General features: G+C 70.5%; 13 protein-coding genes. All 13 read right to left on the minus strand.

Features of this window, described 5'->3' with window-relative positions:
- Nucleotides 1-230: 230 nt before the first annotated feature.
- Complete coding sequence (gene tyrS / locus G6017_RS14620; RefSeq protein WP_311201625.1) at nucleotides 231-1502, minus strand: tyrosine--tRNA ligase; 1272 nt, start codon at nucleotides 1500-1502, stop codon at nucleotides 231-233.
- A 31-nt stretch (nucleotides 1503-1533) separates the two neighbouring features.
- Nucleotides 1534-2184 carry a DNA-3-methyladenine glycosylase gene (locus G6017_RS14625; protein WP_182618015.1) on the minus strand — a complete coding sequence of 217 codons (651 nt, stop codon included), beginning with the start codon at nucleotides 2182-2184 and terminating at the stop codon, nucleotides 1534-1536.
- The gene (locus G6017_RS14630; protein WP_179525175.1) at nucleotides 2181-2402 is read right to left on the minus strand and encodes a Trm112 family protein; all 222 of its coding nucleotides are present in this window, start codon (nucleotides 2400-2402) and stop codon (nucleotides 2181-2183) included. Before G6017_RS14630 ends, G6017_RS14625 begins: the two co-directional genes overlap by 4 nt.
- 5 nt (nucleotides 2403-2407) lie before the next feature.
- Complete coding sequence (gene argH, locus G6017_RS14635) at nucleotides 2408-3847, minus strand: argininosuccinate lyase (RefSeq protein ID WP_095717202.1); 1440 nt, start codon at nucleotides 3845-3847, stop codon at nucleotides 2408-2410.
- A complete protein-coding gene (locus tag G6017_RS14640) occupies nucleotides 3844-5043 on the minus strand; it encodes an argininosuccinate synthase (RefSeq protein ID WP_095717203.1) in 1200 nt (399 codons plus the stop codon). The genes argH and G6017_RS14640 overlap by 4 nt, the downstream gene beginning before the upstream one ends.
- A gap of 53 nt (nucleotides 5044-5096) precedes the next feature.
- The gene (locus tag G6017_RS14645; protein ID WP_176474999.1) at nucleotides 5097-5591 is read right to left on the minus strand and encodes an arginine repressor; all 495 of its coding nucleotides are present in this window, start codon (nucleotides 5589-5591) and stop codon (nucleotides 5097-5099) included.
- Nucleotides 5591-6532, minus strand: coding sequence for an ornithine carbamoyltransferase (gene argF / locus G6017_RS14650; RefSeq protein WP_179525174.1), 942 nt, complete (start codon nucleotides 6530-6532; stop codon nucleotides 5591-5593). Before argF ends, G6017_RS14645 begins: the two co-directional genes overlap by 1 nt.
- On the minus strand, nucleotides 6529-7743 hold the full coding sequence (locus G6017_RS14655; RefSeq protein WP_182610495.1) for an acetylornithine transaminase: 1215 nt from the start codon (nucleotides 7741-7743) through the stop codon (nucleotides 6529-6531). The genes argF and G6017_RS14655 overlap by 4 nt, the downstream gene beginning before the upstream one ends.
- On the minus strand, nucleotides 7740-8675 hold the full coding sequence (gene argB / locus G6017_RS14660; RefSeq protein WP_182618017.1) for an acetylglutamate kinase: 936 nt from the start codon (nucleotides 8673-8675) through the stop codon (nucleotides 7740-7742). The genes G6017_RS14655 and argB overlap by 4 nt, the downstream gene beginning before the upstream one ends.
- A gap of 1 nt (nucleotide 8676) precedes the next feature.
- Entirely contained in the window at nucleotides 8677-9153 is a 477-nt protein-coding gene (locus G6017_RS14665) for a hypothetical protein (protein ID WP_182618020.1), read from the minus strand.
- Nucleotides 9150-10187 carry an N-acetyl-gamma-glutamyl-phosphate reductase gene (argC, locus tag G6017_RS14670; RefSeq protein ID WP_179525172.1) on the minus strand — a complete coding sequence of 346 codons (1038 nt, stop codon included), beginning with the start codon at nucleotides 10185-10187 and terminating at the stop codon, nucleotides 9150-9152. Before argC ends, G6017_RS14665 begins: the two co-directional genes overlap by 4 nt.
- Before the next feature lie 69 nt (nucleotides 10188-10256).
- Entirely contained in the window at nucleotides 10257-10994 is a 738-nt protein-coding gene (locus G6017_RS14675; RefSeq protein ID WP_182618022.1) for a DUF2786 domain-containing protein, read from the minus strand.
- 80 nt (nucleotides 10995-11074) lie between these two features.
- Nucleotides 11075-11899, minus strand: coding sequence for a bifunctional hydroxymethylpyrimidine kinase/phosphomethylpyrimidine kinase (gene thiD, locus G6017_RS14680; protein ID WP_095717211.1), 825 nt, complete (start codon nucleotides 11897-11899; stop codon nucleotides 11075-11077).
- Between the last annotated feature and the right edge of the window lie 45 nt (nucleotides 11900-11944).

Raw genomic sequence — 11944 nt, forward strand, 5'->3', positions numbered from 1 at the left:
GGGCAACTTCTCCAGCCTAGCCACACAGACCCACCAAGTCAAAACCGGGGTCCGCACAACCATCTGAAAACCGCCACCTGCCTCGGCTCGGGCCTCTCGGTCCGGGCTCGCTCTCGGCGACTTCCAATAAGTTACGCAGACGTGAACCCAAACGCAAATCGCCAGGTCAACGGGAGAAATGCGAGACGGCGCCGGTGTGTACCGGCGCCGTCTCCCCCTACCCCCCCGGATCAGTGGATCCGGACCCCGGCCAGGTTCTTCTTGCCGCGCCGGAGGACCAGCCAGGCCCCGTGCAGGAGGTCGCTCGTCGCGGGCGCCCACTCGACATCGTCGACGCGCTGGTTGTTGACGTACGCGCCGCCCTCACCGACGGCACGTCGCGCCGCACCCTTGCTCTCGCACAGACCGGACGCGACCAACAGATCGACGATCGTCCTCGGCTCGTCGGATCCCAGCTCGACCGCGCCGGCGTCCTCGAGCGCGGCACGGAGGGTCCGCTCGTCGAGCTCGGTCAACTCTCCGCGTCCGAACAGTGCCTGGGACGCCGCCTGCACCGATTCCGTGGCCGCCACCCCGTGCACCATCGTGGTCATCTCCTCGGCCAGGCGCTTCTGCGCCGCCCGCAGGTGCGGCTTCTCCCGGGTGAGTGCGTCCAACTCGTCGATCTCCTCCCGGCCCAGGAACGAGAACCACCGCAGGTAGCGGACCACGTCGGCATCTGAGGTGTTGAGGAAGTACTGGTACCAGGTGTAAGCGCTGGTCAGGGCCGGGTCAAGCCAGAGGCTCCCACCGCCCGTCGACTTGCCGAACTTCTTCCCGTCGGACGAGGTGACCAGGGGGACGGTCATCGCGTGCACCGATTCCCCGTCCATCCGGCGGTTCAGATCGACGCCACCGACGATGTTCCCCCACTGATCGGAGCCGCCGATCTGCAGCGTGCACCCCATGGTGCGACGCAGCTGCACGAAATCGTTGGCCTGCAGGAGCATGTAGGAGAACTCGGTGTACGAGATCCCGTCACCGTCCAGACGACGCTTGACCGTGTCACGCCCGAGCATGGTGTTGAGCGAGAAGTGCTTGCCGACGTCGCGGAGGAACTGGATGGCGGTCAGGTGACCGGTCCACTGCATGTTGTTGACCACCCGCGCGCCCACGGGCCCCTCGGTGAGGTCCACGAAGAGCTCGAGCTGACCGGTGATGCGCTCGGCCCACTCGGCCACGGTGTCCGCGGTGTTCATGGTGCGCTCCCCGACCTCGCGGGGGTCGCCGATCATCCCTGTCGCTCCCCCGGCCAGCACGATCGGCCGGTGCCCGGCCAGCTGGAACCGCCGCAGGGTGAGAAGCGGGATCAGGTGACCTGCGTGCAGGCTCGGACCGGTGGGATCGAAGCCGCAGTACAACGACACGGTGCCCTCGTCGAGATGGGCACGGAGCGCGTCGAGGTCGGTCGACTGCGCGATGAGCCCCCGCCACTGCAGGTCTTCGAGGATGTTGGAAGTCACGCGTGCCATTGTTCCCCATCGACGCGGTGGGCTACCACGGGGCGGGGTGCGTCACCCTCGGCGCGCGAGGACTGCGCCGGTAGGCGGAGACCTCCCGGGCGCCCGCCAGCCAGAACCGCCAGGGGCGTTCCGCCTCACGGGAGACACCCACCCTGGGGCCGGACCGGATCTGCGACTCGGGTACCGGATCGGGACGGAAGGTGACCGACGACGTCGGGTCGAGGACATCCGTTCCCCGGTGGGAGAGATCGATACCCAACACCTTGCCGAGATTCCCCGGCCCGCGGGCCGCGTGTTCCACGGGTATACCGGGCCGGCGGTCGTCCACCACCCGGTGTCCGCCCTCCACCCGGGCGGCGCGCAGCAGTACCCCGCCGCCCTCGCCCGCGGGCCGGCAGGTGATGTTGACGCACCGGTGGATCCCGTGGCTCAGGTAGACGTACAGGTGACCGGCGTCGCCGAACATCACCTCGTTTCGCGGGGTCGGACCCGGCCAGGTATGCGCGGCGGGATCCGGATGGGCTGAGTCGACCGGTCCGCCGTAGGCCTCCACCTCGACCACCCGGATCGAGACGGAGTCATGGGTCAGGACACCCCCGAGCAGTGCGCGCGCGGCCCCGGCCGGGTCCGCTTCGCGGAGCAGCGTGCGGAACGGGTCCGCCCCGGCGTACCGCCGGGTCACTCCTGTGGAGCTGCGCCCGCGGCGGCGAGCAGGTCCGCGTGCTCGGCGTCATCCACCTGACGTGACTCCTCCACCAGTAGGACCGGGATACCGTCATCGATCCGGTACGCGCGGCGGAGGCGGGGGTTGTAGAGCGTGTCGTCGCCCGCCAGGAGGAGCGGACCCTTGTCCTCGGGGCAGGCGAGGATCTCCAGCAGACGGGCATCGATGACGGACATGGCGCTCACCCTACCCAGTGGGCGAGCTCGTCACGGATCTCTCCCAGCCGCCGCCGTTGTTCGGCCACGGCGGTGCCGGCGGTGCCGCCGCGTGCGCTCCGTGACGCGATCGATCCCGTCACGGTGAGCACGTCGCGGACGTCGGGCGTCAGCGCCGGGTCGACGGTCGCCAACTCGTCGTCGGTCAACTCCTCCAGCCCGACGCCGCGGGACTCGGCCACCCGCACACACTCCCCGGCCGCCTCGTGGGCGACGCGGAACGGCACGCCCTGACGGACCATCCACTCCGCGATGTCGGTGGCCAACGTGTATCCGGCCGGGGCGAGCGCGGCGAGACGCTCCGGGTGGAACGTCAGGGTCGAGACCATGCCGGCCATCGCCGGGAGGAGCAGGTAGAGCTGGGCGACGGAGTCGAAGACCGGCTCCTTGTCCTCCTGCAGGTCCCGGTTGTAGGCCAACGGCTGGGCCTTGAGGGTGGCGAGCAGCCCGGTCAGGTTGCCGATCAACCGACCCGTCTTGCCGCGCATCAGCTCCGCGACGTCCGGGTTCTTCTTCTGCGGCATGATCGAACTACCGGTCGACCACTCGTCGGCCAGGGTCACGTACCCGAACTCCGGGGTCGACCAGGCGATCACCTCCTCCGCCAGACGGGAGAGATCGACAGCGATCTGCGCGAGGACGTAGGCCGCCTCGGCCGCGAAGTCCCGCGAGCTCGTCGCGTCGATCGAGTTGTCCGCCGCGCGGTCGAAGCCGAGCTCCGCCGCGATCGCGTCCGGGTCCAGTCCGAGGGACGACCCGGCCAGAGCGCCCGAACCGTACGGAGACACCGCGAGACGGCGGTCCAGGTCGCGGATCCGATCGACGTCCCGCAGCAACGGCTGCGCGTGCGCCAGGAGCTGGTGCGAGAGCAGGATCGGCTGGGCTGCCTGGAAGTGCGTCTTGCCCGGCATCACGGTCTCGGGGTGCTCGTCCGCCTGCGCCACGAGCGCGTCGACCACGTCGAGCACACCCCCGGCAACCTCACGCACCGCGTCACGCAACCACATCCGGAACAGCGTGGCGACCTGGTCGTTGCGGGACCGGCCGGCACGGAGGCGCCCACCCACCTCGACACCCACCCGGTCGATCAGACCGCGTTCGAGGGCCCCGTGCACGTCCTCGTCCGTTTCTGCCGGGCCGAACGCGCCGGAATCCACGTCCGCGGCGAGGCGGTCCAGACCGTCCAGCATCGCGTCGAGGTCCGCACCGGAGAGCAACCCCGCGCGGTGCAGGACCCTGGCGTGGGCCTTGGAGGCCCTGATGTCGTACGGGGCCAGCTCCCAGTCGAAGTGCGTGGACTTGCTCAGTGCGGCCATCGCCTCGGCGGGCCCGCCCGCGAAGCGGCCACCCCACAGTGCTCCGGCGTTGGTGCCGTGCCGGTCGTCCTGCCGGTCGGCGTCGCTCACAGCCCGAGGTCCCGCTTGGCGGCGATCTTGGAACTCAGACCGTGGAGGTTCACGAAGCCCTTGGCGTAGCTCTGGTCGAACGAGTCCCCCTCGTCATAGGTCGCGAGGTTGAAGTCGTAGAGCGAGGAGTCGGAACGACGACCGTTGACGACGATGGAACCACCGTGCAGGACCATCCGGATGTCCCCGGAGACGTGCTGCTGGGTGTTGTCGATGAAGGCGTCGAGGGCGTATTTCAGCGGGGAGAACCACAGGCCGTCATAGACCGCGTTCGACCACTGGTCGGAGACCCCGGACTTGTACCGCGCCAGCTCACGCTCGAGGGTGACGTCCTCGAGCGCCTTGTGCGCGGTGATGAGGATCATCGCTCCCGGCGCCTCGTACACCTCGCGGCTCTTGATACCGACGAGCCGGTCCTCGACCATGTCCAGCCGCCCCACGCCCTGGGCCCCGCCCCGGCGGTTGAGCTCCACGATGGCCTCGAGCACGGAGACCTTGCGCCCGTCGATCGCCACCGGGATGCCCTCCGAGAAGGTGACGGTGACCTCGTCGGGAGCGGCGAAGTTGAGGGTCGGGTCCTCGGTGTAGTCGTAGACGTCCTTCGTGGGGGCGTTCCACAGGTCCTCGAGGAAACCGGTCTCCACCGCGCGGCCCCAGACGTTCTGGTCGATCGAGAACGGGGACTTCTTGGTCACGTTGATGGGGATCTCGTTCTGCTCCGCGAACTCGATGGCCTTCTCACGCGTCCAGGCGTAGTCGCGGACCGGGGCGATCACCTCGAGGTCCGGGGCGAGCGCACCGAAGCCCACCTCGAAGCGGACCTGGTCGTTCCCCTTGCCGGTGCAGCCGTGCGCGACGGAGGTACCGCCGTGCATCTTGGCCGCCGTGACCAGGTGCTTGACGATCAGCGGGCGGGAGATCGCCGAGACCAGCGGGTACTCCCGCATGTACATCCCGTTGGCCTTGATCGTGGGGGCGCAGTACTCGTCGGCGAACTCGTCGCGGGCGTCCACGACGATCGACTCGACGGCGCCGCAATCCAGTGCGCGCTGCCGGATGACCTCCATGTCCTCACCGCCCTGACCCAGGTCGATGGCGACGGCGACGACCTCGGCTCCGGTCTCCTTGCCGATCCAGCTGATGGCGACAGAGGTGTCGAGGCCGCCGGAGTAGGCGAGGACTACGCGATCGGACATGGTGTGCTCCTTGATGGTTCGGATCTCTACGGTCTGGGGTCGGGTCGTGGATGTCAGAGTGGGCGGCGGGCGAGGGAGGCGAGCCGGTCCGCGAGCTCGGCGCCTCCGACGGGTTCACGGGCCATCACGAATATGGTGTCATCCCCGGCGATGGTCCCCACCACGTCGTCGAGGTTGGCGCGGTCCAGGGCGCTCGCCAGGAAGTTCGCGGCGCCGGGCGGGGTCCTCAGGACCGCGATGTTGCCACTGTGGTCCGCCGAGACCAGCAGGTCGCCGAGCAGCCTGCCGAGCCTGTCCGTGCCCCCGGGGATCCCCGGGGCCCGGCTGCCGTCCTCCGGGATGATGTAACGGCCCGCGCCTCCGTCGGCGGCCCGGAGCTTGACGGCCCCGAGCTCGTCGAGATCCCGGCTCAGGGTGGCCACCGCGACCGCGATGCCCTCCTCGGCCAGGGCCTCCGCCAGTTCGGTCTGGCTCCGGACGGGTCGGCGCTGGAGGATCTCGGCGATCCGGGCGTGCCTGGCGGTCCTGCTGACCGTCCCCACCGTCATCACGACCGCTCCATGAGCCACACGAGCAGCGCCTTCTGCGCGTGGAGCCGGTTCTCGGCCTCGTCGAACACGCGGCTGCGGGGGCCGTCGATGACCTCGGCCGCGATCTCCTTGCCGCGGTAGGCGGGAAGGCAGTGCAGGACGATCACGTCGTCGGACGCCCTGTCGACGGACTCCTGGCCCAACTGGTAACCGGCCAGGTCGCGGAGCCGGTCGGTCGCCGAGTCCTCCATCCCCATCGACACCCAGGTGTCCGTGATGAGGACGTCCGCCCCGGCCACCGCCGAGTCGACGTCGGTCGTGATCCTCACGGAGCCACCGGTCCCCGCCGCCACGCGCTCGGCGTCCGACACCACCTGCCCCGTCGGTTGGTATCCCTCCGGCGCGGCGATGGTGATGTGCATTCCCGCGGTCGCGAACCCGAGCAGATACGAGTGCCCCATGTTGTTCGCACCGTCGCCGAGATACACCGCGCGCAGGCCGGCGGTGCGACCGAAGTTCTCGCGGATGGTGAGCAGGTCCGCGAGGATCTGGCACGGGTGGAACTCGTCGGTCAGGGCGTTGACGACGGGCACGTCCGAGTGCGCGGCGAGCTCGGCGAGCCCGTCCTGCGAGTAGGTGCGCCAGACGATCGCCTCGACGTAGCGCGACATCACCCTCGCCGTGTCGGAGAGGGTCTCACCCTTGCCCATCTGGGTGGATCCGGAGTCCACCACGATGGCGTTCCCACCGAGTTGGGCGATGCCCGCGTCGAACGAGAACCGGGTCCGCGTGGAGGTCTTGTCGAAGATCACGGCGACCGACCGCGGCCCTTCGAGCGGGCGGGCCGAGAACGGGGCGGCCTTGAGCCGCATCGCCAGATCGAGGACCTCGGCCTGCTCCGCGGGACTGAGGTCGTCGTCCCTCAGGAAGTGCCGCACCGACGACGATGCGGCGGTCATGAGGTGGCCTCCTTCGGGGTGGCGGCGTCGAGGATGCCCGGGAGCCCGGCGACGAACCGGGCGACCTGCTCCTCGGTCAGCACGAGCGGCGGGGCGAGTCGGACCACGTCCGCGGTAGTGGCACCGACGAGGTACCCGGCCTCCCGGGCCGCCCCCTCCACGGCCTTGGCGAGCGGGGCGGTGAGCACGACGCCCAGCAGCAGTCCCCTCCCCCGCACGTGGTCGACCAGCGGGTGATCCAGGCACTCGATCTCCGCGGCGATGATCTTCCCGAGTCGGTCGACGTGCGCGATCAGGTCCTCGGACTCGATCGTGTCGAGAACGGCCAGGGCGGCCGCGCACGCGACGGGGTTACCGCCGAACGTGGTCCCGTGCTGGCCCGCGGTGAGCAGCTCGCCGGCCGCACCGACCGCCAGGCAGGCGCCGATCGGCAGCCCGCCGCCCAGGCCCTTGGCCAGGGTGATCACGTCGGGGACCACGCCGGCCCGCCGCGTGGCGAACATCGCCCCGGTACGACCGATCCCGGTCTGGACCTCGTCGACGATCATGAGGATCCCGTGCTCGCTGCACAACGATCGCACGTCGGCAAGGAAGCCCTCGGGGGGTTCGACGACCCCTCCCTCGCCCTGGATCGGCTCGACGATCACGGCGGCCGTGTCCCCGGGAGCCTGTTCGACGAGAGCGGTGAGCGCGGCGGTGTCGCCGTAGGGGAAGAACTCGACCCCTGCGGGCATCGGTTCGAACGGCTCGCGTTTGGCGGGTTGACCCGTCATCGCGAGGGCGCCCATGGTCCTGCCGTGGAAACCGTTCTCCGCCGCGAGGATCCGCGACCGCCCCGTCCGACGGGCGATCTTGAACGCGGCCTCGTTGGCCTCCGCGCCCGAGTTGCAGAAGAAGGCGCGGACGGGCTCGTCCACCGACAGCAGTGACTCGAGGCGCTCGGCCAGCGCCACCACCGTCGGGTGGATGTAGAGGTTGGACACGTGGCCGAGCTCGGCGACCTGGCGACTGACCGCGTCGACGACCGCCGGATGCGCGTGACCGAGTGAGTTGACCGCGATCCCGCTGAGCAGGTCCACGTACTCGCGGCCGTCCGAGGCGGTGACGGTGACGCCCCGGCCCGAGACGAGCTCGAGCGGCGGGGTGCCGTAGTTGCGCATGAGCGCGCTGTCCCACCGTGCGGTGAGGGACATGGTGTCGGTCCCGGTCATCTCGCTCCTCCTGCCGGCGTGCGGATCTCGTGGTCACCCTCGGTGACCATGGTGCCGATGCCGCCCTCGGTGAGAACCTCGAGCAGCACGGAGTGTTCGACGCGCCCGTCGATGACGTGGGCCGCCCGCACCCCGCCCTGCACCGCGCGCAGGCACGCCTCCATCTTGGGGACCATGCCGCTCTCGAGAGACGGCAACACCCGCTCGAGGGGACCGGTCCCGAGGTGCGTGACCAGCGAGGACCGGTCCGGCCAATCGGTGTACAACCCCTCGACGTCGGTGAGGACGACGAGTTTCTCGGCGCCGAGCGCGGTGGCCAGTGCGCCGGCGGCGGAATCGGCGTTGATGTTGTGGACCGTGCCGTCGGCATCCGGGGCGATGGTGGACACGACGGGGATCCGGCCGGCCTCGATGAGGTCCAGGACGGCACGGGGGTCGACCGACTCGACGTCGCCGACCAGTCCTATGTCGGTCGGTTCGCCGTTCACCATCGCCGTCCGTCGGACCGCGGTGAACAGGCCAGCGTCCTCTCCGGAGATCCCGACCGCGTACGGGCCGTGCGCGTTGATGAGCCCCACCAGTTCTCGGCCGACCTGGCCGAACAGCACCATGCGGACGATGTCCATGACCTCGGGGGTGGTCACACGGAATCCCCCGCGGAACTCGCCCTCCATCCCCAGGCGGCCGAGCATCGACGTGATCTGGGGGCCGCCCCCGTGGACCACCACCGGCTTCAGGCCACAGGTCCGGAGGAACACCATGTCGGCCGCGAACGCCGCCTTGAGCTGGCCGTCGATCATCGCGTTGCCGCCGTACTTGACCACGACGATCTTGTGGTGGAACTTCTGCAGCCACGGCAGCGCCTCGGCGAGGACGTGGGCACGGACGAACGGCGTCAACTCGGTCGACCCGTCGTTCATCTCGGTGGTCATGTCAGGCCTCTCCGGGCTGGTCGGGAACGGTCAGGGTCAGGCGGACGTCGGCACCGCCGCGGTGGCGGAACCGGAACTCCACCCCGTCCGCCGTGGGTGCGGGTTCCGGCCACCGGGTGTGATCGGTGTCCGGTCGGAAGACGAGCACCTCGATCGGTCCGACCTCGGAACCCGACCGGGAGCCGACGATCCGGGCGACGTCCTCGGCGACGGAGTGCGTGAAGGTGAAGTCCTCTCCGGGGACTCCGGCGCCCGGGCCGTCGAGCAGGACGACCGCGCGGATCGACGGGACCTCGGCGCTCAGTGTGCTCCACCGCAACTCCGCGGCGTCGGTCCCCTCGCCCTCGACCTCCAACACGGCCGTCGCGCCCGCGGGAGCCACCCAGAACACCGCGTCGTTGCGCACCGGATCGGACCACGATTCGAGACCGTGGGTGCGGCCACCGGACACCGCGCCGGACAGGATGCCCGCACTCACGGGGCGAGGCCGACCGTGCTGAGCCCCGCCGTCTCGGGCAGTCCGAGTGCCAGATTCATGGACTGGATCGCCCCACCGGCGGTGCCCTTGGCGAGGTTGTCGATCGCCGCGGTGAACACCGCGCGCCCCGCCCGCTCGTCCACCTCGATGCCGAGCTGCACCGCGTTGGACCCGAGCACCGAGGCGGTCATCGGCTGCACACCCTCGGGGAGCACGTGGACGAAGGGTTCGTGGTCGAACGCCTCCGCGTACACCCGCCGCAACTCCCCCGCCGTCGCCGTGGTCGGGGCGACCGCGGTGGTGAGGATGCCCCGGGCCATCGGGGCCAGGACCGGTGTGAAGCTCACCGACACCGGCGCCGCGGTGACCGCCCGCAGGTTCTGGGTGATCTCGGGCGCATGGCGGTGGGTCGTGACGCCGTACGCCTTTGCCGAGCCCATGACCTCCGAGGCGAGCATCGGGACCTTGGCGGACTTCCCCGCGCCCGAGGCACCGGTGACCGAGACGATCGTGATCCCCGACGCGTCGACCAGTCCGGCCGCCACCGCCGGGAACAGCGCGATGCTCGCCCCCGTGGGGAAGCACCCGGGCACCGCGATGCGGCGGGTCGAACGCAGCGCCTCACGCGCGCCGGGGAGTTCGGGCAGACCGTACGGCCAGGTGCCGGCGTGCGCGGACCCGTAGTAGGCCTCCCAGTCCGAGGCGTCGGACAGCCGGAAGTCCGCACCCAGGTCGACGACGAGGACGTCCGGTCCCAGCTGCTCGGCGATCTCCGAGGAGTGCCCGTGCGGCAGTCCCAGGACCACGACGTCGTGCCCGGCCAGGGTGTCCGCACTGGTCTCGACCAGGACGCGCTCCGCGAGCGGCAGGAGATGGGGATGGTGCTCGACCAGCGGCTGCCCGGCGTTGGACCCCGCGGCGAGGGTTCCGATCTCCATCTCGCCCGACTCCAGCGCGGGGTGCCCGAGGAGCAGGCGGAGGAACTCCCCTCCCGCGTAACCCGACGCACCTGCGACCGCTACCTTGATTGCCATGCGCACAAGTATGCATCAGCTTGCAATCTTTTGCACACCGACGTGCCGGCCGCGACGATCCCGGGCCGGTCAGGCTCCGAGTTGACGCCGTCCCCCGCCGAAGCGGCTCTGTCCGAGATCCACTGATCCGCCCACGCGACGCCCCTCATCGATCCCCGAGGAACCCACCCTCCGCCGTGCACCACGGACCGCCGAGGGGAAACGGCGCCGTAGTTCGGAATCCGCGCGCTGGGCGTCCGACCTCAGGACGAGTCCCGCCCCGACCGCGTCCCCGCTCCCGGCGACGGCTCCGCGTTCGGCCGCGGCCAGTCGGCGTCCCACCTCGAAGGCGAAGCCGGTCATGAACGACTTCCGGTGCGTGACCGGCGAGACGCCGGGAGCCGGCCGCTGGTGCGCTGCCGCCGCGAGCATGACCCCCGTGAGCGCGCCGGCGAGCATCCCCACCCGCTCGACGTGCCGACGCACCCCCACGATGTGGACGACCCTCGCGCCGTCACCGCGGGTGGAGGTGACGGCCCGGCAGTGCATCGCGGCGGCCAGCGATGCCACCAGTCCCACCTGGTCCGGCTGGTATCTCCCGGCGACCACGTGATCGAACACGGTCACTTCCGCGGGTCGCGCATCGGGCCCCGATCTCGCCAGAGCCTCGTCGACGCCGTACTTCGCGAGCAACCCGTAGGCCCGTTCGAGGAACACCTCGGCCTCCGGCGTGCCGGCGACGCTCTCGGCCTTGGCGAACAGTTTGCGGACCCGGTCGAGCGCCTTCGCGGCGGAGGACCCGGCGGAGGCGGTGTGCGTGGTGGACATGGTCTACTCCCGGTGGTCTCGGCTGTGTGATGAGCCGAATATTCGCACAGGTGTACGACAGAGGGGCGGGTCCCGGGCGATCAGTGGTGGAGGAACCAGGTGTGGTCGAGCGGCCCGGCCCCCCGGCCCACCTCGAGATCGAGCCCGCCCCGGAGGGCGCCGTCCATCCACGGACGGACCCGCCGGTACGCGGCCTCCCAGTCATCGGCCGCCACCCGGGCAGTGGCCAGGGCGGAGGACAGCGAGCACCCGGTCCCGTGGGTGTGCGGCGTGTCCACCCGGACGAACGGGAGTCGCAGGGTCGTGCGCCACCCGCCCGCCGAGCGGACGAGGACGTCCTCGGCACTGCCGTCCTCGAGATCGCCGGTCGTGGCGAGCACCGAGCACCCGGTCTGCTCGTGGACGAGTTCGGCCTGCTCCACGATCATCTCGATGCTGCCCGCGGTGGATTCCCCGCACAGGACACCGAGTTCCGGGACGTTGGGGGTGACCAGATCGACGAGCGGGACCAGGTCGCGGAGCATGCGGGAGGCGTCGTCGCTGGCGAGCCTGCCCCCGGTGGTGGCGACCATCACCGGGTCGAGGACGACGTTCGGGGGTCTCCGGCGACGCAGCCAGTCCCCCACCGCCTCGACGAGGGAGGCCTCGCCGAGCATGCCGATCTTGACGGCGTCGATCCGCACGTCGTCCGCCACCGCGTCGAGTTGGGCGACCACGGTCTCGACGGGTACCGCGTGTACGCCGCTGACCCCGAGGGTGTTCTGGATGGTCACCGCGGTGACGGCCCCCATCGCGTACCCGCCCATCGCGGCGACGGACTTGACGTCCGCGAGCAGGCCCGCGCCGCCGGACGGGTCGGTACCGGCGATGCACAGGACCCTCGGGACCCCGGTCGGCTCAGCCACGGAGCGTCGCCCCGACCGCCGCCTGCGCGGCCTCCACCGCCGCCA

It is taken from the genome of Dietzia sp. B44 (genome assembly GCF_014145245.1).
GTDB classification, from domain to species: domain Bacteria; phylum Actinomycetota; class Actinomycetes; order Mycobacteriales; family Mycobacteriaceae; genus Dietzia; species Dietzia natronolimnaea.